Source organism: Actinophytocola algeriensis, assembly GCF_014203735.1.
GTDB classification, from domain to species: Bacteria; Actinomycetota; Actinomycetes; order Mycobacteriales; family Pseudonocardiaceae; genus Actinophytocola; species Actinophytocola algeriensis.
The window spans coordinates 309,282-331,954 of sequence record NZ_JACHJQ010000007.1; the positions used below are offsets into that span (position 1 = coordinate 309,282).

The 22,673-nt window shown below is 70.3% G+C and carries 23 protein-coding genes; 4 read left to right on the top strand and 19 right to left on the bottom strand.

The features are described from left to right. Positions 1-229 precede the first annotated feature (229 nt). The 3 genes from FHR82_RS32705 to FHR82_RS32715 are packed head-to-tail and all read right to left on the bottom strand — an operon-like array spanning position 230 to position 4,039. Entirely contained in the window at positions 230-1,471 is a 1,242-nt protein-coding gene (locus FHR82_RS32705) for a winged helix-turn-helix domain-containing protein (protein WP_184814456.1), read from the bottom strand. Continuing rightward, a complete protein-coding gene (locus FHR82_RS32710; RefSeq protein ID WP_311771376.1) occupies positions 1,459-2,421 on the bottom strand; it encodes an EamA family transporter in 963 nt (320 codons plus the stop codon). The genes FHR82_RS32705 and FHR82_RS32710 overlap by 13 nt, the downstream gene beginning before the upstream one ends. 46 nt (positions 2,422-2,467) lie before the next feature. After that, positions 2,468-4,039 (bottom strand): serine/threonine-protein kinase, encoded by a 1,572-nt coding sequence (locus FHR82_RS32715; RefSeq protein WP_184814457.1) that lies wholly within the window; start codon positions 4,037-4,039, stop codon positions 2,468-2,470. A gap of 81 nt (positions 4,040-4,120) precedes the next feature. On the opposite strand from FHR82_RS32715, the gene FHR82_RS32720 reads away from it, so the two are divergent. Both FHR82_RS32720 and FHR82_RS32725 read left to right on the top strand, forming a co-directional pair. Beyond that, a complete protein-coding gene (locus tag FHR82_RS32720) occupies positions 4,121-4,681 on the top strand; it encodes a GNAT family N-acetyltransferase (RefSeq protein WP_184814458.1) in 561 nt (186 codons plus the stop codon). A gap of 147 nt (positions 4,682-4,828) precedes the next feature. Then, positions 4,829-5,338 (top strand): YqaA family protein, encoded by a 510-nt coding sequence (locus tag FHR82_RS32725; RefSeq protein WP_184814459.1) that lies wholly within the window; start codon positions 4,829-4,831, stop codon positions 5,336-5,338. Positions 5,339-5,377: 39 nt separating this feature from the next. On the opposite strand, the gene FHR82_RS32730 is transcribed toward FHR82_RS32725, so the two are convergent. The 14 genes from FHR82_RS32730 to FHR82_RS45340 form a co-directional block, all read right to left on the bottom strand. After that, on the bottom strand, positions 5,378-6,181 hold the full coding sequence (locus tag FHR82_RS32730) for a MauE/DoxX family redox-associated membrane protein (RefSeq protein ID WP_184814460.1): 804 nt from the start codon (positions 6,179-6,181) through the stop codon (positions 5,378-5,380). Between the two features lie 14 nt (positions 6,182-6,195). Further along, positions 6,196-6,807: a cell wall protein gene (locus FHR82_RS32735; RefSeq protein WP_225944114.1), complete on the bottom strand. Its 612-nt coding sequence runs from the start codon at positions 6,805-6,807 to the stop codon at positions 6,196-6,198. Between the two features lie 25 nt (positions 6,808-6,832). Further along, on the bottom strand, positions 6,833-7,060 hold the full coding sequence (locus FHR82_RS45335) for an RlpA-like double-psi beta-barrel domain-containing protein (RefSeq protein WP_221464544.1): 228 nt from the start codon (positions 7,058-7,060) through the stop codon (positions 6,833-6,835). Positions 7,061-7,891: 831 nt separating this feature from the next. Then, complete coding sequence (gene dapB / locus FHR82_RS32745; protein ID WP_184814462.1) at positions 7,892-8,638, bottom strand: 4-hydroxy-tetrahydrodipicolinate reductase; 747 nt, start codon at positions 8,636-8,638, stop codon at positions 7,892-7,894. Positions 8,639-8,647: 9 nt separating this feature from the next. After that, entirely contained in the window at positions 8,648-9,994 is a 1,347-nt protein-coding gene (locus tag FHR82_RS32750) for a M16 family metallopeptidase (protein ID WP_184814463.1), read from the bottom strand. A 5-nt stretch (positions 9,995-9,999) separates the two neighbouring features. Then, positions 10,000-12,249, bottom strand: a complete 2,250-nt coding sequence (locus FHR82_RS32755) for a polyribonucleotide nucleotidyltransferase (protein WP_184814464.1) — start codon at positions 12,247-12,249, stop codon at positions 10,000-10,002. A 270-nt stretch (positions 12,250-12,519) separates the two neighbouring features. Then, positions 12,520-12,789: a 30S ribosomal protein S15 gene (gene rpsO, locus FHR82_RS32760; protein ID WP_133906004.1), complete on the bottom strand. Its 270-nt coding sequence runs from the start codon at positions 12,787-12,789 to the stop codon at positions 12,520-12,522. Positions 12,790-12,908: 119 nt separating this feature from the next. Beyond that, positions 12,909-13,466, bottom strand: a complete 558-nt coding sequence (gene thpR, locus FHR82_RS32765) for an RNA 2',3'-cyclic phosphodiesterase (protein WP_184814465.1) — start codon at positions 13,464-13,466, stop codon at positions 12,909-12,911. Between the two features lie 2 nt (positions 13,467-13,468). Beyond that, positions 13,469-13,948: a helix-turn-helix domain-containing protein gene (locus tag FHR82_RS32770; RefSeq protein ID WP_184814466.1), complete on the bottom strand. Its 480-nt coding sequence runs from the start codon at positions 13,946-13,948 to the stop codon at positions 13,469-13,471. Positions 13,949-14,081: 133 nt separating this feature from the next. Further along, on the bottom strand, positions 14,082-15,035 hold the full coding sequence (locus FHR82_RS32775; RefSeq protein WP_184814467.1) for a bifunctional riboflavin kinase/FAD synthetase: 954 nt from the start codon (positions 15,033-15,035) through the stop codon (positions 14,082-14,084). Positions 15,036-15,145: 110 nt separating this feature from the next. Beyond that, positions 15,146-16,651 (bottom strand): amidohydrolase family protein, encoded by a 1,506-nt coding sequence (locus tag FHR82_RS32780; RefSeq protein ID WP_184814468.1) that lies wholly within the window; start codon positions 16,649-16,651, stop codon positions 15,146-15,148. Between the two features lie 85 nt (positions 16,652-16,736). Next, on the bottom strand, positions 16,737-17,567 hold the full coding sequence (gene truB, locus FHR82_RS32785) for a tRNA pseudouridine(55) synthase TruB (protein WP_221464619.1): 831 nt from the start codon (positions 17,565-17,567) through the stop codon (positions 16,737-16,739). Beyond that, positions 17,564-18,250: an FAD-dependent monooxygenase gene (locus FHR82_RS32790; protein WP_221464545.1), complete on the bottom strand. Its 687-nt coding sequence runs from the start codon at positions 18,248-18,250 to the stop codon at positions 17,564-17,566. The genes truB and FHR82_RS32790 overlap by 4 nt, the downstream gene beginning before the upstream one ends. Next, complete coding sequence (locus tag FHR82_RS45340; protein WP_221464546.1) at positions 18,229-18,471, bottom strand: hypothetical protein; 243 nt, start codon at positions 18,469-18,471, stop codon at positions 18,229-18,231. Before FHR82_RS45340 ends, FHR82_RS32790 begins: the two co-directional genes overlap by 22 nt. Before the next feature lie 38 nt (positions 18,472-18,509). Here FHR82_RS45340 and FHR82_RS32795 point away from each other — a divergent pair, with 38 nt between their 5' ends. After that, on the top strand, positions 18,510-19,211 hold the full coding sequence (locus FHR82_RS32795; RefSeq protein ID WP_184814470.1) for a TetR/AcrR family transcriptional regulator: 702 nt from the start codon (positions 18,510-18,512) through the stop codon (positions 19,209-19,211). Between the two features lie 145 nt (positions 19,212-19,356). Here FHR82_RS32795 and FHR82_RS32800 read toward each other — a convergent pair whose 3' ends face one another. Together FHR82_RS32800 and FHR82_RS32805 are read right to left on the bottom strand one after the other, a co-directional pair. Next, complete coding sequence (locus FHR82_RS32800) at positions 19,357-20,646, bottom strand: MFS transporter (RefSeq protein WP_184814471.1); 1,290 nt, start codon at positions 20,644-20,646, stop codon at positions 19,357-19,359. Between the two features lie 126 nt (positions 20,647-20,772). Further along, positions 20,773-22,077 carry an MATE family efflux transporter gene (locus FHR82_RS32805; protein ID WP_376706460.1) on the bottom strand — a complete coding sequence of 435 codons (1,305 nt, stop codon included), beginning with the start codon at positions 22,075-22,077 and terminating at the stop codon, positions 20,773-20,775. Between the two features lie 61 nt (positions 22,078-22,138). Here FHR82_RS32805 and FHR82_RS32810 point away from each other — a divergent pair, with 61 nt between their 5' ends. Beyond that, positions 22,139-22,663 (top strand): CGNR zinc finger domain-containing protein, encoded by a 525-nt coding sequence (locus FHR82_RS32810; protein ID WP_184814473.1) that lies wholly within the window; start codon positions 22,139-22,141, stop codon positions 22,661-22,663. The last annotated feature ends 10 nt before the right edge of the window (positions 22,664-22,673 follow it).

The following is a 22,673-nucleotide window of genomic DNA, read 5'->3' on the forward strand; positions in this document are numbered from 1 at the left end:
GCCGATTCCGGCTCAACGCCAACCCGGCCCGTCGGCCGAGCACAATCCGGCAGCCCAGCACTCAGCCCAATCCGGCAGCCCGGCCGCCAATCCGGCCCGTGCCCAACCCAGCTCGCCGCCCGGGCCACCCAATCCCAATCCGTCTAGCCCAGGTCCAGTCCGACCCGAACTGCCGAAATCTCCCTCCTCCCCTCGCATTCCTCCCCCGACTGGCCCCCCGGCCCCGCAGTCAGACCCTCAGCACCTTCGCCAGCGCCGCCGCCAGATTTCCCTTGTCTCCCACCGCAACCGAGTCCACACCGAGCCATCCGGCCATCGCGCGCAGTTCGGCTGCCAGTTCGACGGCCACGCGTGCGTGGTCCACCCCCGGCTCGGCGAACACGCCCCGCGCTCGCAGAACGCCCTCCGCGCGGTCGGTCTTCAGGTCCACCCGGCCCACCAGTTCCCCGTCGAGCAGGAACGGGAAGACGTAGTAGCCGTAGACGCGTTTTGGCTCCGGGACGTAGATCTCGATGCGGTAGTGGAAGTCGAAGATCCGCTCGGTGCGTTCGCGGCGCCAGATCAGTGGGTCGAACGGGCACAGCAGCGCGCGGCCCGTGACCTTGCGCGGGGTCTTCGCCGCCAGGTGGCGGTACGCGGGCTGGGGCCAGCCCCGTACCTCGACCTCCTCCACCAAGCCTTCGGCCACCAGCTCCGCCAGCGCGGCCTGGCTGCGGGACGGCTTCAGCCGGTAGTAGTCACGCAGGTCCGGCTCGGTGCCGATGCCGTGGGCCGTGGCGGCGCGCAGCATCAGTTCGCGGGCGGCCTCCTCGTCGGGGATCGGTGCTGCCGCAAGGACTTCCGGCGGCAGCACCCGCTCCGGTAAGTCGTACAGGCGCTGGAAACCGCGGCGGGTGCCTGTTGTCAGCTCGCCCGTCGCGAAGAGCCACTCGCACGCGTGCTTCACCGCCGAACGGTTCCACCAGCCACCCGGGGCCTTCTTCGCGCGGCCCTCCGCGAGGCCCAGCTCGTCCTCCAGCGGGCCGGCGCCGATCGGGCCCAGTTCCTTCACCGCGGCAAGCACGTCGTCGAACAGGCCCGGGGCGTCCTTGCGCAGCGAGGCGTACCGGTGGGCGTACTTCGCCTCGTACTCGCGCATGCGCCAGCGGAACAGCGGCCAGTCCGCGACCGGCAACAGGCTCGCCTCGTGCGCCCAGTACTCGACGAGCTGCCGCGGTTTGCGGGCGTGGTGTGTCCACGCCGCGTCGTCGAGCACAGCCATCTCGTACGGGCCGACCCGGGAGAACAGCGGCATGTAGTGCGCGCGCACGGCCACGTTCACCGAGTCGAGCTGGATCAGCCGCACCCGGTCGAGCACCCGTTTCAGGTGCCGCCGCGACACGTCGCCGCCTGCCCGGGGCTCGGTGAAACCCTGCGCCCCCAACGCGATCCGCCGCGCGGCATCCGCACCGAGCACGGTCATCGTGGACATCCCTCCGTCACGCTCGTCAACTTCTCCTTGGCCCGCTGTTCCCCGCGCACCACCAGCACCACCGCGCACAGCACCACCAGCCCGCCCGCGAACTGGGCCGCCCCGAACCGCTCGTCGGCGAACAGCACCCCGAGCAGCACGGCGATCACCGGGTTCACGTACGCGTACGTGGCCACAGTGGACACCGGCAGCCTGCCCAGCGCGTATACGTACGAGCTGAACGCGAGCGACCCGAACACCACGCAGTACCCCCACCCGAGCCACGACGCCGTCGACACCTCGGCCACCACGACCTGTTCACCGCGTACCACGCCGCCGACGGTCAGCACCGCACCGCCGATGAGCATGCCCACCGCCGAGAACGTCACCGGGTTGGGCGGTGTCGGCAGCCGCGACCCCGCGACCGTGCCCGCCGCCCAGCCGAGCGCCGCGAGCACCACCAGCCACGGCCCCCACCACGCCGTCCCGTGGGTGCCCGCGACCGGACCACCGAGCAGCAGCACCACCAGCCCGACCAGCCCGATCGCCACCCCGGCGACCGTCACGAGCGGTGGCCGCTGCCCCGTTAATCGCCGGAACACCACCACGTACAGCGGCACGCACGCGACCAGCAGCGCCGCGAGCCCCGACGCCACCTGCCGCTCTGCCACCACGACCAGCCCGTTGCCCCACGCGGGCAGCAGCACCCCCACCAGCGCCGCCGTGCCGAACTGCGGCCACGTCATCCGGAACGCCGCCGGGCCGGCGAACGCCAGCACCGCGAGGCACAGCAGCCCACCGGACACCAGGAACCGCGCCCCGGCGGACAGCAGCGGCGGCATGGTCTCGACGCTGACCCGGATCGCCAGGTACGTCGAGCCCCACACCACGTAGACCACGCCGAGCGCCGCCCAGGCCAGCCAGGCCGGGGCGCGGGTCGGAGCGGTCGACGGGGCCGCGGAAACAGTCACGGCGACACCATGACATGGACCACCGACAAAAACTGACCAGGCCTGGTCAGCGCGGGCGGAAAGCCGAACCCGTGATCCCCGTGTTGTCCTTGATCTTGCCGACGCAGCGGTAGACGCCCAGGTCACGGGACACGTCGTCGCTCGAAGGGGGCAGGATCTCGAAATCCCAGCGGTCCGCCCCGTACTCGAGCGCGTCCCCGTACCGCGACGCCAGCAGGGTGTCCACCGAGCACACCTGCTTGACGACCGGGTGCTCGGCCAGCACGTCCTGGTACGGGTCGGACACGTCGCCCGGCACCACCGCGCTCGCGAAGACCTCCCAGACGTGGCCCTGCTCGCACGGGATCTTCCGGATGCTGTTGATCTCCCCGTTGATCATGACCCATCCGGACCAGCACTCGGCCTTGCGCACGCACTGGGCCTGCCCGTCCGGCACCTCGGCCGCCGGGCAGTCCTCGGCCACGGTCGCGACCCCGTAGATGTCGGTCGACGACGGCGTCGAGGACACCGTCGTGGTCGTGCCGTCACCGGCAGGCGAGCCTGCCTGCTGCTCACCACCGGTGCCACGCGAAACGAAGTACCAGATCCCGGCCCCCACCAGCACGGCCGCGAGCGCCGCGGCCAGCCAGATCGCGGCCAGGTTCCGCTTCGGCGGCGCGGTCGGCTGCTGGAACGGCGGCGGCCCGGTCACCGCCGGTGGCCGCGCGAACCCGGGCGGCGGCGTGAACGGCGGCGGCGACGCGGGCGGGGTGGACGGACGCGGGCCGGCCACGGTGACGACCGGCTGTGTCACCACGTGCCGCGGCCCGCTGAACCCGGCCACGGTCAGCTGTGAGAGGTCCGCCCGCAGCGCCGCCGCCTCCGGGTACCGGTGCGCGGGGTCCTTCGCGAGCCCGCGCCGCAGCACGGCCATGAACTCCGGCGGCGCCCCGGGGATGTCCTCGAGCGGCAGGTCGTGGCGGCGCACGATCTCCGGCACGCTCAGCTCCCCCTCGTGGGGATAGCGCGGCGGCCGCCCCGCGAGCAGCGTGTAGAGCGTCGCGCACAGCGCGTACACATCGGACTGCGGTGTCGGCGGCGCGAGGTGGAACTGCTCCGGCGCCGCGTACGCGGGCGTCAGCGCGGCGAGCGTGACCGACGTGTCACGGCCGGTCTCCATCAGCGCGGCGAGCCCGAAGTCGGCGAGTCCGACCGTCCCGTACCGCTTGACGAGGATGTTCGCGGGTTTGATGTCGCGGTGCAGCACGCCGAGGTCGTGGGCGGCGGCGAGCGCGTCGGCGATCTTCTGCCCGATCTCCGCGACCTCGCGGGGCGGCGACGGGGCGCGCCGGTCGGCGAGCGAACCGCCGGGACACAGCTCCATCACCAGGTAGGGCCGGTGGTCGGGCAGCACACCGGCGTCGTAGATCTCGACCACGTGCGGGTGCCCGGACAGCCGCCCGGCCGCCCGCACCTCGCGCAGGAACCGGCGCTGGTCGCGGTCGTCGAGGATGACGCGGGTGTCGACCTTGATCGCGACCTCGCGGTCGATCGTGAGCTGCCGGGCGCGGTACACCACGCCAAAACCGCCACGCCCCAACGCGTCGACGATCTCGTAGCCGGGCACGGAGACGGTCACGGTCGGAGAGCGTAGCCGAGCAATATTCGTGAAAGGTGCCTGCCGGGCGACCTCGGCACCGGACCGTCTACGTTCCTGTGCATGGCCGAAGCCGCTGTCCGCCCAGCCGAGCCGTCCGACGCGGCGGAGATCGCCCGCATCCAGCTCGCCACCTGGCGGGCCGCCTACACCGACCTGCTGTCCGCCGAGATCCTCGACGCGCTGGACGCCGACGAGGCGGCCGCGACCTGGCGGCACACGATCGAACAGGGTCCGGCCAGGGTGTTCGTGGCGTTCGAGGGCCAGTGGTGCGTCGGGTTCTGCGCGGCCGGGCAGGCGCCGCAGGACGACTCCGCCGACGCGACGGGTGTGCCGGTGCCCGACGCGGAGCGGGTCGCGATGGTCAGCACGTTGCTCGTCGAACCGCGCTGGGGCAGACGGGGCCACGGTGGCCGCCTGCTGGCGACGGCGGGCAAGGCGATGCTGGCCGCGGGGCTGGCCCGCGGGATCGCGTGGGTCGCCGAGGCGGACAAGGCGTCGCTGGGGTTCTGGGAACGCGCGGGATGGGTGCTGGACGGAACGGTGCGTACGCTGGACGCGGGAGGCAGGCCACTTCGTGAGGTGCGGCTGACCGGCACGCTCCGCTTCGCCTTGGAGGACTGAGCGTCACCGCCGGGAAAATTCGACACAACCGTTCGGGTCCGCGCGACGTCTCAGTGGTGGGCGAGCATTTGCCCCGAGTTTGCCCAGAGCCCACAGGTGGCTCAGGTACGCTGCATGCCGATCTCGACCACGGCTGGAGGTTTGCTGGTGATCGCGTGGCTCGGACTGACGCTCGGCGTCGCCTTCGGGTCTGCGCTCCTGCCACTCATCAGCGTCGAGATCTTCCTGGTGGGGCTTGCCATGCAGCAGCCGCACATCCCGTGGCTGTGCCTCGGCGCCACGGTCGCGGTCGGACAGGTGGCGGGCAAACTGCTGTACTACTACGCGGCCAAGGGCACACTGCGGCTGCCCTCGTTCATGCACCGCAAGGAGAAGGTCGAAACCCCGCGCAGGGCCACGTGGCGGCGGCGCACGAAGCGGCTCCGCATGTGGGTCGAGTTCCTGCGGGAGAAGTGCCACCGCCATCCGCATTGGATGGTCGGCACCTACGGTGTCAGCTCGGTGATCGGCCTGCCGCCGTTCATGGCGACCTCGGTGCTGGCGGGGATGGTGCGGATGAGCCTGTCCGCGTTCCTCAGCGCCGGCCTGATCGGGCGCTTCATCCGGTTCAGCGTCGTCGCCGCGTCCCCGGCCGTGTTCGCGAACTGGATCCTCTGACAGGAGTGGGGCGGCGAGGGGTCCCCGCCGCCCCAGCTGTCACACCAGTGCCTCCTGTTCCGCCGGCACCATTGCCATCTTGACGTCGTCAGGCCGGTAGGCGAGGCGGGGCACCGCGAACACCGCGGTCGCCGGACCGGACGGGGTGCGGGCCGCGTACGCCAGGAGCCGCCACTCGCCCTCGTCCCAGTGGTCCAGCAGGTCCGAGCTGAGCTGCGTGACCACCGACTGGTACACGGTGCTCTTCACCAGCTGCTGCACGGTCGACTCCAGCGGCACCACGACCTCCGTGCCCGCCAGCGGGTGACTCATCCGCACCCGCCAGCGCCGCAACGGGAACAGCCAGCGGTGGTCCAGTTCCGGTGACAGCGCGGCGAAAACGGCCAGCTCGACGACGACCAGGCCGATCGTCGCAAGTGGACGTTCCGTCGGCCACCACCCGGAACCCGCCACGGCCAGCAGGGAAAGCGCCACCAGCAACCCGGCGCGGACGAACCCGCGGGCCGTGATCGGCGCCTCCTTGTCCCCGAGGCAGCCGCAGCCCGCGTCCGGCGCCTTCACCTTCCCGTAGGCCAGATAACCCAGCATGCAGGAGGAAAGTGCCGCCGCCGCGTACGCCTCGACGACCAGCACGGGCGGCGCGAGCAGGAGCAGCCCGATGAGCGCCTCCACCACGCCGACGGCCCGGTACGCGCCGACGGCGTGTTCCTTGCCGGTGATCCGCGCCAGCACCGATCGCCGCGCCGCGGCGGAAGCGTTGCGGTGCACCAGTTTGAACGCACTGGCCCACACCAGCACACCGCCGACGACGGCCTGCTGCGTGCTCGCCAACCACTCGATCACGATGACGGTCCCTTCTAGGCGGCCGCGTAGACGGTGGCCAGGTCGACCTCGTTCGTGTCGGGCCGCCACGCGCCGATCACCTGCGCGTGCCTGCCCACCTGCAGCAGCGACAGGTCGCTGACCGCGGGTGTGCTGTTGTAGACGGCCGCGGTGGTGCCGGACACCACGTGGCCGACTATGCGGTCACCGCGGTGGTCCATGTGCATCACGCTCCTGCCGATGGAGGTGATGTGCACCTGCAGGTTCACGATGTTCAGCCAGATCGCGTCGGCCGCGAGGGTGCCGTCGGGCATCCGCACGCCGCGTGCGTAGAGGCCGTCACCGACCTTCGCCGCGTCCGATGTGGTCGGTCGCAGCTTCCACACACTTGTCGCCTTGGTCAGGTGGATCTGGTTGATCGTGCGGTCGGAGCCGGTCACGATCAGCAGTCCGCCCGCGATGCCGGTGATCCGGCCTTCGACGAAGTTCGGGTCCGGCGCGCCAGCTTCGACGTCGAGCTTCGGATCGGCGACGGCCTCGGGGGCAACCGAGCCGATCGTCGTCGCGGTGATCACCGTTGCGGTGGTGCCGAGCACCGCGCTGGACAGGAAACGCCTACGTCCCAGGATGTCTGGCCCTGCGTTCAACGGAGCTTGCGGAGTGACCATCGTTTCAGCTCCGAATCGTCACGGGCATGATGCCACTGGACAGGTTGCCGATCGCGCTGTACGCGGCGGGTGTGAAGTCGATCAGCCGGTTGGTGGCGCAGTTGCCGTTGCAACACGAGCGTTCGCCGCACCACAGGTCGGTCTGCGGCCCGCAGTCGGTGATCTTCACGCCGATCTCCGTGGTGCCGCACAGGTTCTTGACGTAGAACGTGTGTCCACACGTCCTGCGCAACAGCGTGTCGCCACACTTGTCGGGGCGTGTGATGGCGAAGCAGTTGTCGGACGTGTTCGGCCACGCGCAGTGGCGGCTGCCGGAACTGCAGTTACCACAGGCGCCGCCGCCGGCGGAGCCACACGGGCCCCAGGCGGCGCCGCAGCAGAACCACGACGCTTCTGCGGTTGTAGGTGCCCTCGGATCTGGCTCAGCGGAGCTTGCGTAGCGACCATCCGGTTGTGCCATGGGACATTCCCTTCGGGGGTGCCCTGGCTTCCCGGAGATCCGCGCGCGGTGTCGGACCGGTTGGCGAGCAGGGGTGAGCCCGCGCGGGGACGCGAGCTCACCCTCGTCTCTCGTCTGGCCCTCATCGCACAACGGTCCCGGCAGGGAAGCAGGGTGGGACTTTCGCACGAACAGACAAGAGTTGGTTAGCTACTGACGGTTCTCGACGCTACTGCGTGAATCCTTGATCACGCACCGACCAACCGGAGTAGCCACACGAGGCAAGTGGACCAATTCCGTCACAGATGGCAGTTTTCAACACTGTGATCAGCGACAACGCTCGCCCAGCGAGCCTGCTCTCGCGGCATTGGTATTGATCTTGGCCGCGGCGGCTCCACGCGAAAGCCGCCAAGATCTACTGACGGTCGCGGCCGCGGGCACCGACATCCGGCGCAACGGCGGCCGTCGGCCCCCCGAAATCCAGCGTAGCGGGCAGGACCGACAACTACGGTCTGATGACCCCGGGTTGTCCACAACCGACACAGTTGTCCACAGTCCCCGCCGCACAGCCCAATTCCGTCGGCGCGAACGCGTAGGCTGGATCCGGGGGCCGGAGGCCGCCCCTCAGAGCGACAGCACGTTCTCCAGGCCCACGGTCAGCCCGTCGCGGCCGAGAACTTCCCGCACACCCAGCAGCACCCCTGGCATGAACGACTTCCGGTCCAGCGAATCGTGGCGAATGGTCAGCGTTTCGCCCTCGCCGCCGAACAGCACCTCCTGGTGCGCCACCAGGCCGGCGAGCCGCACCGAGTGCACGCGCACGTCGTCGACCAGCGCCCCGCGCGCTCCCTCCAACGCGGACGTGGTCGCGTCCGGGGCCTTGCCGAGCCCGGCCGACGCACGTGCCTCGGCGATCAGCGCCGCCGTGTGCGCGGCGGTGCCGGACGGGGCGTCCGCCTTGCCCGCGTGATGCAGTTCGATGATCTCCGCCGACGGGTAGTACCGCGCCGCCAGCTGCGCGAACTTCATCGACAGCACGGCGCCGAGCGCGAAGTTCGGTGCGATCAGCACCCCCAGCAGCGGCTTCTCCGCCAGCCACCCGCGCAGCGTGTCCAGGCGGTCCGGCGTGAAACCGGACGTGCCGACGACCACGCGGATGTCGTGCTCGACGCAGAACCGCAGGTTGTCCATCACGACGTCGGGGTGGGTGAAGTCCACGACCACGTCGATGGCGACGTCCGCGAGGTCGTGCACCGACTCGTCGGCGTCGATCATCGCGACGATCTCCATGTCGGGCGCGGCCTCGACGGCACGGCACACCTCGGCGCCCATGCGCCCGCGCGCGCCCAGCACTCCGACCCGGATCGTCACAAGATCACCTCACCTCTGAGCGGAGCTTGCGGAGCGAACATCAAGCACTTCGGCAGGCACGTCGTCGACGTGCGCGTACGGGCCCACCAGCGCGGTCGCCGCGGGCCGGTCCAGCAGCACCGCCGCGAGCGACGCCACCTCGTCGGTGGTCACGGACTCGATCTTCTCGAGGGTCTGCTCGACGGTCAGGTACTCGCCATAGCTCAGCTCGCCCTTGCCGATCCGGGACATGCGCGAGCTGGTGTCCTCCAGCCCCAGCACGAGACTGCCCCGCAGCTGACCCTTCGCACGGGCCACCTCGGCGTCGGAGAACCCGTCGCGGGCCACCTCGGACAGCACCGAGTGCACGACCCCCGCGACCGAACCCAGCCGGTCCGGCTGGCAGCCCGCGTAGATCGACAGGTGCCCGGTGTCCGCGTAGGACGCGACCGACGAGTACACCTGGTAGGCCAGGCCCCGCCGCTCCCGCACCTCCTGGAACAGCCGGGAGCTCATCCCGCCGCCCAGTGCGGTGTTCAGCACCCCGAGCGTCCACCGGCGCGGGTCGTGCCGGTCCAGTGCGCGGACGCCGAGCATCAGGTGTGCCTGCTCGGTGTCGTCGGTGTGCAGCGCCAGCTTCTGCGGCGTGAGAACCCGTGCCCGGCCCGACCGGGGCGGCTTCGGCTCGTGCTCGCCGGTCAGCCGGTCCTTCAACAGCCTGCGCGCGTGCCGCAGCACGGTCGCGTGGTCGATGTTGCCCGCCGCGGCCAGCACCATCTTCGGCATCGAGTACCGCCGCCGGTAGAACCCGTTCAGCGCGGTCCGGCTCATGCCGGTGATCGACTCCTCGGTGCCGAGCACCGGCCGCCCGAGCGGGTGGCCGTCCAGCAACGCGGCACAGAAGTTGTCGTGCAGCAGGTCCTCGGGGTCGTCGTCGCGCATGGCGATCTCCTCGAGGACCACGCTGCGCTCGATCTCCATGTCCCGCTCGGCGAGCAGGGCGTCGAAGACCACGTCACACACCAGGTCCATGGCCAGCGGCAGATCGCTGTCCAGGACGTGTGCGTAGTAGCAGGTGTGTTCCTTGGCGGTGAAGGCGTTCAGCTCACCGCCGACGGCGTCGATCTCCTCGGCGATCCCCACCGCGGAGCGTTTCGCGGTGCCCTTGAACAGCAAGTGTTCGAGGTAGTGGGCGGCCCCCGCGACGGACTGCTGTTCGTCGCGGGAACCTACGCCCACCCAGATGCCGACCGAGGCCGACCGCACACCCGGCACGTGCTCGGTGATCACCCGGAGGCCACCCGGCAACACGGTTCGCTTGACCTCGCACCCGTTGTCGGTCCGCTCGAGGACCCGGGTGCCACCGTTACGTGCCAAGGTGCTTACGCCTCAGCGGGAGCGTCGGTCTTGGGAGCCTCGTCCGCCGCCGTCTCAGGGGCGTCCTCCTTGACCGGCACCAGGCTGATCTTGCCGCGCTGGTCGATGTCGGCGATCTCCACGCGGAGCTTGTCGCCGACCTTGACGACGTCCTCGACCTTGCCGATCCGCTTGCCGTTGCCCAGCTTCGAGATGTGGACGAGGCCGTCCTTGCCCGGCAGCAGCGAGACGAACGCGCCGAACGCGGCCGTCTTCACCACGGTGCCGAGGAAGCGCTCGCCGATCTTCGGCAGCTGCGGGTTGGCGATGGCGTTGATCAGGCCGATGGCGGCCTCCGCGGACGGGCCGTCCGACGCACCGACGTAGATCGTGCCGTCGTCCTCGATGGAGATGTCGGCGCCGGTCTGCTCGGTGATCGAGTTGATCATCTTGCCCTTCGGCCCGATGACCTCGCCGATCTTGTCGACCGGGATCTTCACCGACGTCACACGCGGCGAGTACGGCGACATGTCGTCGGGGCTGTCGATGGCCTCGGCCATGACCTCGAGGATCGTGAAGCGCGCGTCCTTGGCCTGCTTCAGCGCACCCGCGAGCACGTCGGACGGGATGCCGTCGAGCTTCGTGTCCAGCTGCAGCGCGGTCACGAACTCCTTGGTGCCCGCGACCTTGAAGTCCATGTCGCCGAACGCGTCCTCGGCACCGAGGATGTCGGTCAGCGCGACGTAGCGCGTCTCCCCGTCCACTTCATCGGACACCAGGCCCATGGCGATGCCGGACACCGGCGCCTTGAGCGGCACACCGGCGTTGAGCAGCGACATGGTGGAGGCGCAGACCGAGCCCATGGACGTCGAGCCGTTGGAGCTCAGCGCCTCGGAGACCTGGCGGATCGCGTACGGGAACTCGTCACGCTTCGGCAGCACCGGCATCAGGGCCCGCTCGGCGAGCGCGCCGTGGCCGATCTCGCGCCGCTTCGGCGAACCGACGCGGCCGGTCTCGCCGGTGGAGAAGGGCGGGAAGTTGTAGTGGTGCAGGTAGCGCTTGTGCGTCTCCGGGGACAGCGAGTCGATCTGCTGCTCCATGCGCAGCATGTTCAGCGTGGTGACACCCAGGATCTGGGTCTCGCCGCGCTCGAACAGCGCCGAGCCGTGCGCCCGCGGGATGATCGCGACCTCGGCGGACAGCTGCCGGATGTCGGTCAGGCCACGGCCGTCGATACGGATCTTGTCGCGGAGGATCCGCTGGCGGACCAGCTTCTTGTTCAGCGACCGGAACGCCGCGCCGATCTCCTTCTCGCGGCCTTCGAACGCGCCGCCCTCGACCGCGCCGACCTTCTCCAGGGTGGCGGCCTTGAGCTCGTCGAGCTTCGACTCGCGCTCCTGCTTGCCCGCGATGGTCAGCGCCTGGGCCAGCTCGTCGGAGACGGCGGCGGTGACGGCCTCGAGCGCGTCCGGCTGGTAGGCCGGGTACGTCGGGTACTCGCGGGTCTCCTTCGCGGCGACCTCGGCCAGGCGCGACTGCGCCTCGCACAGCACCTTGATGAACGGCTTCGCGGCCTCGAGACCGGAAGCGACGACCTCCTCGGTCGGCGCCTTCTGGCCCTCGGCGATCAGGTCGAGCACCTGCGGGGTGGCCTCGGCCTCGACCATCATGATCGCGACGTCGCCGGACTCGACCACGCGGCCCGCGACGACCATGTCGAACGCGGCCTTCTCGATCTGCTCGTGGGTCGGGAACGCCACCCACTGCTCACCGATCAGCACGACGCGCACGGCGCCGACCGGACCGGAGAAGGGCAGGCCCGCGAGCTGCGTCGACGCGGACGCGGCGTTGATCGCCACGACGTCGTACAGGTCCTGCGGGTTGAGCGACTGGACGGTGATGACGACCTGGATCTCGTTGCGGAGACCGTCCACGAAGGACGGGCGCAGCGGCCGGTCGATCAGGCGGCAGGTCAGGATCGCGTCCGTCGACGGACGGCCTTCACGACGGAAGAACGAGCCGGGGATGCGGCCCGCCGCGTACATGCGCTCCTCGACGTCCACCGTCAGGGGGAAGAAGTCGAAGTGCTCCTTCGGGTGCTTCGACGCCGTGGTGGCGGACAGCAGCATGGTCTCCTCGTCGAGGTAGGCCACGACGCTGCCGGCGGCCTGCCGGGCGAGCCGGCCGGTCTCGAAGCGGATGCTCCGCTTGCCGAAGTTGCCGTTGTCGATCACGGCTGTCGTCTCGTGCACTCCAGCTTGGCTGAAGTCGGTCATGTAGTTGACTCCTCGTTAAATCACGGGCGCGTGCACACCCCACATCAGGGGCTACAGGGCACGGATTCGCGGTCTACGACGATGGCCGCTCCGCAAGCTCCGCTCATACGAGGCCGGTCTTCGATCGAAGCCCCCGGGGTTCGTCACCCGGGAACCACTACCGAGGACCGGCGATCTGATCCCCGCACGTGGCGAGCGTCCGCCCTCTTTGTTTTCTTGTCCGATATAGACGCGGGGGGAGCGGTCAGGTGACCACTCCCCCTCGGGGTCCTATCGGCGCAGGCCGAGTCGCTGGATCAGCGACCGGTAGCGTTCGATGTCCACCTTCGTCAGGTAGTTGAGCAGTCGGCGGCGACGGCCGACCAGCAGCAACAAGCCACGACGGGAGTGGTGGTCGTGCTTGTGCACCTTCAGGTGCTCGGTCAGGTCGCTGATGCGCTTGGTCAGCATCGCGACCTGGGCCTCCGGCGAGCCGGTGTCCTTCTCGTGGACCCCGTACTCGTCCAGGATGGTCTTCTTCTGGTCGGTGGACAGCGCCACGCGTTGTTCTCCTCATTTGAGATGTGCCGTGTTGATGGGGTGCCCCGGTGATCGGGATCTGGATACCAGCCGCCACGGACCGCAGCCGGATCCAAAGAGCGAGGTTAGCAGGTATGGCGTCAGCGCTGCTGACCGGGCGCGCCCGACAGCACCACGCGGTCCAGTGCGGTGTACACCGGCCCGTCAGCGGTGAGGTCGCTCCGGTACAGCACCACCTCGCTGGTCTGCCACCACTGACCACGATACCCGTCGAGAGCGGCCGCCGCCCGTGTCGCGACCTCGTTGCCCGGGCGGCCCCGCTTCCACCGCGCCACCGTGACGTGCGGGACGAACGCGAGCTGGTCGAGCTGCTGGTCGGCGAGGGTGCCGGCCAGCTTGCGCAGGGTCGCCGCGTTGTCGCCGTCGAGCGCGTTGACCCCGACCCACAGCACACCGGGGAACCGGCCCACCGCCCGCAGCCGCACCCGCGACGGCCGCAGCGCCCGCGCGTGTTCCCGAAACCAGGCGGCCCGCCGGTCGGGGTGCTCGCGGTCACCGTAGAAGCCCAGGGTGATGTGCCACCGGTCCGGCGGGATCCACCGTAGTTCGGGCGTGGCGGTACGGACCGCGGCGAGCCGGTCCGCCAGTTCGTGGCGGACCGGGTTCGGCAGTTCGATCGCGGAGAAGAGCCGCACCATGTCTACTGCGGCTGGCCCGCCCTTCGCAGCAGGTCCGCCAGCTCGGGGAACCGCCCGTTCAGCAGGCCAGCGGCCGCGGTCAGGTCGTTCGCCTCCGCCACCCGCCGCAGCGCGGCCACCGCCACGCGGTCGTTGCGTCCGATGTCGACAGGCAGGTTGTCCCTGGTCACGGACGGGCGAGAGGCCCGCACCTCCTCCAGGGCCCGCATGAGGGCTTCCTTCTTGCCCGCCGCCACGTCCGGCACGAGGATCTTGCGCTCGAGCATGATCAGCCGTGCGAGCACCGCCGGGTTGCCGATCTTCGCCCGCCGACCGCTCATGACCTGGCTCAACATGGGCGCGCTGATGCCGAGCACGTCGGCGAGGAAGGCCTGGGAGATGTCGAAGGCCACCACCAGGCGGCGGACCCGGTCGCCGAGCGGCTCCCCATACCACTCGCGCTGCAGCGCGAGGTTGCGCTGGACGATCTTGTGGTCCTCCACGTTCGCGCTCCCCTGGTCCTGCTCACCCTTGACACCCTGTGTTCGATCCCGACCTCAGAGCATCTTGCCAGGCAAGTTCGCGAAGCGCGGTAAATCCGGACAGCTGTTCGCATCTGCACGGATCACGGGGACGTCACGACAGCAGATCGCGGGTCCTGGCCACGTCCCGGTGCATCTCCTCGACCAGAGCCTGGGTGGACTCGAACCGCTCCATGTCGCGCAGCTTCGCGACGAAGTCGATGGCGATCCGCTGCCCGTAGAAGTCCTCGTCGACGTCCAGCACGAACGCCTCGACACGGCGTTCCCGCCCGGAGAAGGTCGGGTTGGTCCCGACGCTGACCGCGGCGATGAGGGACTCCCGGCCCGGCGAGTTCAGCAAGGAGAAGCGAGCGGCGTACACCCCGTCAGCCGGGATGGCGGCGTACCGCGGGGTGGAGAGGTTGGCGGTGGGAAAACCCAGCTCATGCCCGCGACGGTCGCCCCGGACGACGATCCCTTCGAGCCGGTGCGGCCGCCCCAGCGCCGCCTCGGCGGCGGTCACGTCACCGGCGTTGATGCAGGCCCGGATGTAGGTCGAGGAGAACGTGATCTCCTCCCTGGCGACGTGGTTGGGCACGGTGACGAGCTTCGCGCCCTCGACGGAGAACCCGAACCGCTGCCCGAGGTGGTGCAACGTCTCCACCTTGCCGGCGGCCTTGTGCCCGAACCGGAAGTTCTCCCCGACGACCACGGCCGCGACGTGCAGTTTCTCGACGAGGATCTCGTGCACGAACTCGTCAGGCGGCATCTTCGACAGCTCCGGCGTGAACGGCAGCACGCAGAACACGTCGACGCCCAGCCCCTCGACCAGCTCCGCCTTGCGCCGGAGCGTGGTCAGCTGCGCCGGATGGCTACCGGGCCGCACCACCTCGGACGGATGCGGGTCGAACGTGACCAGCACGCTCCTCATCCCCCGCTCGTCGGCGATCGTCACCGCCCGGTGGATGAGCTCCTGATGTCCGAGATGCACCCCGTCAAACGTCCCGATGGTGGCGACGCACCGTCCCCACCCACCCGGCAGATCCTCCAGTCCACGCCAGCGTTGCACGCCCACAGCCTACGCAGCCGCTCACTCCGACCACCGGCAACTCACCCAGCCGGGACACGCATCCGTGAGAGAAGAGAACAAGCGGAAGCTTCCCCGGGCAACACCCCCACTCACCCCCCGTGACAAGGACATTCAGCCGCCACAGCGTCAGCAGGCATCGCGGCCGCCACCCGCTCCACCTCGGCCAGAATCCGCACCCGCTCCTCCGCGTCGACATAACGCCCCCGGACCACGACCCCGGCGAGCTTCTGTGTGTTGCGAATGTCATGCAGCGGATTGGCGTCGAGAATCGCCAAGTCGGCAGCATGGTCCGCGGCGACGCGACCCGTCCGGACTCCCAGGAACGCCGCCGGTTCCGCCGTGGACGCGTGCAGAGTCGCCATCGGCGAGAGGCCCGCCGCCACGAGCAGCTCCAGTTCGTCGTGGACGGAGAAGCCGGGCCACACCGCGACCGTGCCGGTGTCCGTGCCTGTCATCAGCGGAACCCCGGCCTCGTGTAACTGGCGGACCGTGCGCAGGCGGAAGTCGAACATCGCCGCCCACTCCGCGTCCTCGGACGGCGCCCGGTCCTTCAGGTAGAACTCCTGCCTGGCCAGCTCCTGGCTCCCCAGCGCGGACGCGGGCAGGTACTTGTTGCGCGGGTCGTTCATGTCGACGGTCCGCGCGAAGTCCAGCCCCCGGTGCATCGCCAGGGTCGGGACCTGGCGGATGCGGCGGCGGGCGAGTTTGCCGTGCAGGTGGCGGGCCTTCACCGGGCTGTACGTGTGCGCCGCGGTCCATTCCAGAGGGTGCAGCGCCGCGAACCAGCCCGAGTACTCGCCCAGCCCGAGGCGGATGCGCTGGATCTCCGCGCGGATCCACGCCTCCTTCGTCGACGTCTCGAACGGGGTCCAGAACAGGTGCTCGATGCTCGCCTGGCCCAGGTCAGCGGCCTCTTCCAGCGGCACCACGTCCGGGCAGTGACCCACGAACGGGATGTCGTAGCGGTGTGCCTCCGCCGCCAGCGCGCGGTAGGCGTCCCTGGGCACCCGTGAGTAGACCTTGATGAAGTCGGCACCGCGGGCGATCTCCTCGCGCACCGCCGCCCGGGCCGTCGCCGGGTCGCTCACCTGCACGATGTCGACCCACTCGGGGTTCCAGATGGTCGGTGTCCCGTCGATCATCCTGCTGCCGACCGTGAACCGCGGACCCAGCAGAGAACCCGCCTCGATGCGGTCACGCCAGTCGGTGGCCAGCGGCGAGCCCGCCATCTCGCGGACCGTCGTGACGCCGTTCGCGATGTACAGGCCGGTGTCGATGCCCTCCGCCTGCGCGTGCGTGTGCATGTCGGCCAGACCCGGGATGACGAACTTGCCGCGCAGGTCGACCTCCGTGGCACCGTCCAGCCGGACCTGCCTGCCCACGTCGACGATCGAGTCGCCGCGGACCAGCACCGTCACGTCCGGGAGCACACGCCCCGACGCCGGGTCGATCACCGTCACGTGCGTGAACGCGGTGCCGCCACCACGCCGCTCGGCCACCGCGACCGCAGGACGGGTCAGTGCGGCCGCGGCGCCCGCCAGGCCCGTGGCCGCGCCGGCGACGATCATGCCGCGCCGGGAGAGGTTCCCTGTCATGCCCGAAATGCTGCCGAAATACGGCGGCTCGCACACTGAGGAGCACCACCCAGTTCAGGTGGGGATTACCCCACCCTCGAACGGGTCACGCGGTGATCAGGACGACTACCGAACGTGCCGCGGGGCCTTCGTCCACGGCGAGCGCGATCGCCCGGCCCTCCGGGTCGAAGACGCCGTACGTGCCCTCGATGCCCGCGGCGGGCAGGCGCTGGCCCATCAGCAGGGACTTGGCCTGCCGGTAGGGCACGTCGTGGCGGGGGAAGGCAGCCGCCACCGCCTCGTCGAGCGGCAGCGACAGCACCGGGTTCTCGGCGAGCTTCTCCAGCGTGGTCACCACCCGCAGGTCGAACGGACCGACGCGGGTGCGGCGCAGCGCGGCGAGGTGGCCGCCGACACCGAGGTCCGCGCCCAGGTCCCGTGCTAGCGCGCGCACGTAGGTGCCGGAGCTGCACTCCACCATCACGTCCAGCTCCAGGCCGTCCTCGCGACGAGCCGAGAGCAGGTCGAACCGGGACACCTCCACCGGCCGCGCGGCGAGCTCGACCTGCTCACCCGCGCGGACGCGCGCGTAGGCCCGCTTGCCGTCCACCTTGATCGCGCTGACCGCGCTCGGCACCTGCTGGATGTGCCCGGTCAGCTTGGCGATGCCTGCCTTGATCGCCTCGTCGGTCACCGCTGAGGCGTCCGAAGTGGACAGCGTCTCGCCCTGGGCGTCGTCGGTCGTCGTGGCCGAGCCGAGGCGGATGGTCGCGAGGTAGGCCTTGGTGTCCAGCGCCAGGTGTCCCAGCAGCTTGGTGGCGCGCTCGATGCCGAGCACCAGCACGCCCGTCGCCATCGGGTCGAGCGTGCCCGCGTGGCCCACCTTCCTCGTGCTCATGATCCGCCGCACCTTCGCGACGACGTCATGGGAGGTCATCCCGTCCGGCTTGTCGACGACGACGAGCCCTGGCGGGACGGTGACACGTTGTTTGGCGGCTGCGGGTGGCACGGTCGACTATCCTGACACGGCTGCCACCACGGGTAACCGCCCACCCAGCAATGCTTTCCGCACCGGTTCGGGATCGCCGGTGCCGCGCCACGCCACGACGTGGTCCGGCCGCGGCAATGCCCGCTCGCCGCAGCCAGGAAGTCCACGTCGGACAGCACGGCCCAGCCCGGTCCGGCCAGGTCGAGCGTCGAGCGGCCGTCGGCGACCAGCATCTCCGCCTGCCACGGCAGCACGCTGAGGATCTCCACGTCCGGCGCCGGCACTCCGAGCGCGGTGCGGACGACCGCGGGCCAGTCGCGGTCGGTGTCGCCGCCGGTGACCATGAGGACCCAGCGCGTCCGCCCGTCGACCGACGCGAGACCGCCTGCGTCGAGCAGGCACAGGTTGAACTCGCGGCCCCGGACGACGTCGGCCAGGTCGGCGTGGAAGTACACGCTCGGCTCGCCGATGGCGCCGCGCCTGTTCCTGCCGATGCCGAGCGCGTTCCTGATCCCGCTACGGGCGCCGTCGGCGGCGATGACGTGGCGGGCACGCAACTCGCCGTCGGACAGCGTGGCGACCACCGTGTCGGTGGTCTCCTGAATGCTCGTCAACGCGGTGCCGAACCGCACGTCCGCGCCCGCGTCACCGCCGCCGCCCGCAGCACGGGTTCGAGGATGTCCTGGGCGATCAGACAAGGCGACTCCGGGCTGACCTCGACCGGTTCGCCGTCGGCGCCGGGCTGACACAGGGGCAGTTGCGCGGCGCAGCCGTGGTGCCGGAGCACCAGTGCCGCGGTCAGCCCGACGAGGCCGCCGTCCACCTTGAGCACGTCGTGTACAGTGTCCATCATGATGTACGTCGTACACCCACTGATAGCCTGTGTCCACCATGAACATCGATGTGGTGTGGTTCCAGGAACCCCGGCCGCGGCGCTCGGAGCCGCTGAGCCGCGAGCGGATCGTGGCCGCGGCGACCGCGCTGGCCGACGAGGAGACGAGCGGCGAGGTCACCATGCGCACGCTCGCGAGCAGGCTCGGCGTGCGCAGCCCGATGGCGCTGTACCGCTACGTCGGCAGCAAGGACGGCCTGGCCGACCTCATGGCCGATCACGTCTACGGCTATCTCGAGGTGACCCGTGGCGAGGGCTGGCGGCCCGCGCTGCGATCACTGGGCACGTCGGGCTGGGCCACGGTGCGACGGCACCCGTGGTTCGCGCGGCTCGCGTTCAGCCGCCCGCCGCTGGGCCCGAACGCGCTGGCGGTCTACGACGCGGCGCTGGCCGAGCTGGAACCGCTGGCACTTCCGGCGGCGGCCCGAATGGGCTTCGTCAACACGGTGCTGGGCCACGTGTTCGGGTCCGGTCTGGCCCTCGTCGAGGAGCAGACGATGCATGCCCGCGCGGGCATCACGTCCGAGGAAGACCTCGCGAACGCGGCGGAGCCGTACCTGGCGCGGATCGCCGAGTCGGGCAAGTACCCGCACTTCAGCAGCTGGGCCGCCGACCCGGACCGGCTCACCCAGCAGCCGCAGGACTTCGACACCATCCTCGAGTGGCTGCTGTCCGGCCTGGCGACCATGGTGCACGCCTGACCGGTACATACCTATGGAAGGGCTGGCGTTCGTTCGCCGGCAGAACGGGCGCCTTACCTCGGGCCAGGGTGTCTCCCTGGCCATCGCGCGCGACGCGACCGGCGAGGCCGGAACCAGACGCGCCGTCGAGGACCGGACGCCACAGCTAGGCCGGGGCCAGGTCCCACGAACGGCGCCGGATCTGCACGGGGACCTCTTCGCCGCGGGACTCGGCGTCGAAGACCGCCGCGCGGGCGCGGCGCCACCAGACAGACGTGCGCCACAGGCCCAGCACCAGCACCGCCACCACCGACAGGAACGCGAGCCGGAACGCCGTCGCCGGCGCCAGTGACTCGGCCACGTCCAGCAGGAGGCCGACCGCCAGAGCCGACACCGTGATCGCCACGAACCCGCCCACGTTGACCACACCCGTCGCCGTGCCCACGCGGCGCAGCGGGTTGTAGTCGCGGGCCAGCGCGAAGCCGATGGTCGACGCCGGGCCACCGAAAGAAAGGACACCGAAGCCTGCCACCAGCAACCACAGCGGCACGTGCCCGCCGGGCCAGCCCAGCAGCACGGCCCACACACCAAGCGCGGCGACCAGGTAGCCGACCACCATCGGGATGCGCCATTCCGGGTGGGCGCTAATCACGCCGCCGACGATGGGACCGCCCACGATCGCGCCCATGACCAGCAACGACAGCAGCAGGCCCGCTGCTGCCGTGCCCAGTCCCTGGGCCTGCACCAGATACGGATATCCCCAGAGGAGGCCGAGCATCGCGGGCGCGAACATCGTCGAGAAGTGCACCCAGAAACCGAGCCGGGTGCCCGGGGTCCGCCACGCCTGGCTCACCTGGGCGAGCACCGTGCGCAGCGACTCGGTGCGGTCGACCGGCTCGGGGACGGCACCGATCGGGTTGTCGCGCACCCGTAGCACCAGCACGACCGAGTAGAGGGCGGTCGCGGCGCCTGCCACGGCGAACGTGGCGGTCCAGCCCGCGCTCGAGAGGAGCAGCGACAGCGGCACGGTCGAGAGGAGGTTGCCCAGCGCCCCGAGGGCGGCGGTGAACGACGCGATCGCGGCGTACCGGCGTGCCGGGAAGTGTGCGGCGACCAGGCGCAGCACGCTCACGAAGGTCATGGCGTCGCCGACGCCGAGCACGGCACGGGCGAGCAGGCCCAGCGGATAGGAGGTGGCGAACGCGAACAGCAGCTGACCCAGTCCCATGAGGACCGCGGCGATCGTGAGCACGCGGCGCGCGCCGTAGCGGTCGACCAGCATGCCGGTCGGCACCTGCATCAGCGCGTACACGCCGATCTGCAACACGGTGAACGTGCCCAGCGCCGCTGGGCCGAGGCCGAACCGCTGGCTCGCCTCCAGGCTCGCGACGCCGAGCGAGGTGCGGTGGAACACCGCGGCGAGGTAGACCAGCACCGCGGTCACCCAGATGAACATTGCCCGTCGGAAGTGCTGCGGGGCCAAGACTCTCCGTTCGCGGGTCGTGGGCGGGTGTGTCCACGATGTACAGCGCCGTTGATCACGAAATCGTTAGCGAAGCTAAGCGTGCGCTTGACCACACCGTCACACGCGGACGGCACCCGGCACGGCCCACCGGCCGGACCGGGTCCGCAGGACGACGGTGCCCAGCCGTACCAGCATGAACAGCGACAGTCCGGTCCAGATCCCGGCGAGTCCCCAGTCGAACGCGAACGACAGCCATACGAACGGCAGGAATCCCGTGGCAGCGGCGAAAATCGTCGCGGTGCGCAGGAACGCGGCGTCGCCCGCGCCGAGCAGCACACCGTCCAAGGCGAACACGATGCCCGCGATTGGTTGCAGTGCAACGAAGAACCACCACGCCTGCGGGATCTCGCCGAGCACGGAGGCATCGGAGGTGAACACGTGCGGCAGCACACCTGCGAGTGCTGCGAACACCACGCCGAGCACACAACCGAACACGAACCCGTACCCGGTGACCTGCCAGGCGAGCCCTCGTGCCCGCCGGTCGTCGTCCGCGCCGAGCGCCGCGCCGACGAGCGACTGCGCCGCGATCGCGAGCGAGTCGAGCACCAGCGCGAGGAACGTCCACAGTTGCAACACGATCTGGTGCGCGCCGACCGCGGCCGTCGAGTGGTGGGCCGCGACGGTGGTCGCGGAGACGAAGCACGCCTGGAACGCGAGGCTGCGCAGCACGAGGTCACGGCCGAGCGCGAGCTGCGCGCGCATCTTCGCCGGTTCCGGTCGCAGCGGCACACGTTCGACCCGCAACGCCCTCAGGAACAGCGCGGCGCTGATGACCTGGGCGGTGACGTTGGCGATCGCGGAACCCTCGAGTCCCCAGCCGAACCCGTAGACGAAAAGCGGGCACAGCACGGCGGAGATCCCGTTGCCCGCGAGCACGTACCGCAGCGGGCGGCGCGCGTCCTGCACTCCGCGCATCCACCCGTTGCCCGCCATCGTGATGAGGATGAACGGCGTGCCGAACAAGGCGATGCGCAGCCAGCCGACCGCCGCGTCCGCCACTTCCCCTTGTCCGGCAAGGAGGTTCGCGATCGGCGCGGCGAGCAGCTGGCCGGCGAGGATGAGCACGAGGCCGAGCGCGATGGCCAGCCACGTCGCCTGCACTCCCTCGGCCACCGCCTCGGCCCGGCGACCGGCGCCGTGCAGGCGGGCGGTCCGGGCCGTGGTGCCGTACGACAGGAAGGTCAGCTGTGTCGAGACCTGCGCGAGCACGATCGCGCCGACGGACAGCGCCCCCAGCGGCACGGCTCCGAGGTGACCCACGACAGCGGTGTCGACCAGCAGGTACAGCGGTTCGGCCGCGAGCACCCCGAGTGCGGGTACGGCGAGACCGAGCACCTGCCGCAGGCTCGCCCGGTCGTCCACCACAACTCCAGTAAGGTGTGCTTTGTAATTTCGCCCCTGACGGTAGCTGTAAGGACCGCAGATGGACAACGCCGATTACCTGGATGTGGCACTGAGGTTGACGAACGCCACACTCGACGACGTGGCGGACCTGCGTGCGGCCCTGCACGACGAGCCGTGGTGGTCGTCTCGCGCGGGCGAGGACGACCTCGTCGCACTGCGCCCGGTCGCGGAAGGGCTGCGCAGGACGCTGGCGTGTGCCGTGGCCGGGGACAACGACGGCGTGCTGGCCGAGATCAACAAACTGCTGGCCGCCAATCCGCCTGGTCCCCGACTGTCAGCGGGGCACTCGGCCGAGCCGAACTGGCACATCCACATGGCCGACCCGGACGCGTCCCCGGCGACAGAGGTGGCGGCAGCGGCGGCGTGGGGCATCGCGCACGGCGTCGTCCACCACGGGCTGAGCCGGTGGGGGCACTGCGGCGCGGCGGACTGCGACAACTACTACCTCGACACGTCGACCAACCGCGCCAAGCGCTTCTGCTCGCCGCGCTGCGCGAACCGCGTGCACGTGGCCGCGTTCCGCTCCCGCAGGAAGGCGGACTAGGGACCGGTCC

What these genes read in the sequence shown, in the direction of transcription:
- thpR (WP_184814465.1), bottom strand. Translation starts at nt 13,466, where the DNA reads ATGGTGCGGCTCTTCTCCGCGATCGAACTGCCGAACCCGGTCCGCCAC.
- FHR82_RS32755 (WP_184814464.1), bottom strand. Translation starts at nt 12,249, where the DNA reads ATGACCGACTTCAGCCAAGCTGGAGTGCACGAGACGACAGCCGTGATC.
- FHR82_RS32720 (WP_184814458.1), top strand. Translation starts at nt 4,121, where the DNA reads ATGGCCGAAGCCGCTGTCCGCCCAGCCGAGCCGTCCGACGCGGCGGAG.
- FHR82_RS32800 (WP_184814471.1), bottom strand. Translation starts at nt 20,646, where the DNA reads ATGTTCATCTGGGTGACCGCGGTGCTGGTCTACCTCGCCGCGGTGTTC.
- FHR82_RS32795 (WP_184814470.1), top strand. Translation starts at nt 18,510, where the DNA reads ATGAACATCGATGTGGTGTGGTTCCAGGAACCCCGGCCGCGGCGCTCG.
- FHR82_RS32810 (WP_184814473.1), top strand. Translation starts at nt 22,139, where the DNA reads ATGGACAACGCCGATTACCTGGATGTGGCACTGAGGTTGACGAACGCC.
- FHR82_RS32780 (WP_184814468.1), bottom strand. Translation starts at nt 16,651, where the DNA reads ATGACAGGGAACCTCTCCCGGCGCGGCATGATCGTCGCCGGCGCGGCC.
- FHR82_RS45340 (WP_221464546.1), bottom strand. Translation starts at nt 18,471, where the DNA reads ATGATGGACACTGTACACGACGTGCTCAAGGTGGACGGCGGCCTCGTC.
- FHR82_RS32705 (WP_184814456.1), bottom strand. Translation starts at nt 1,471, where the DNA reads ATGTCCACGATGACCGTGCTCGGTGCGGATGCCGCGCGGCGGATCGCG.
- truB (WP_221464619.1), bottom strand. Translation starts at nt 17,567, where the DNA reads ATGACCTCCCATGACGTCGTCGCGAAGGTGCGGCGGATCATGAGCACG.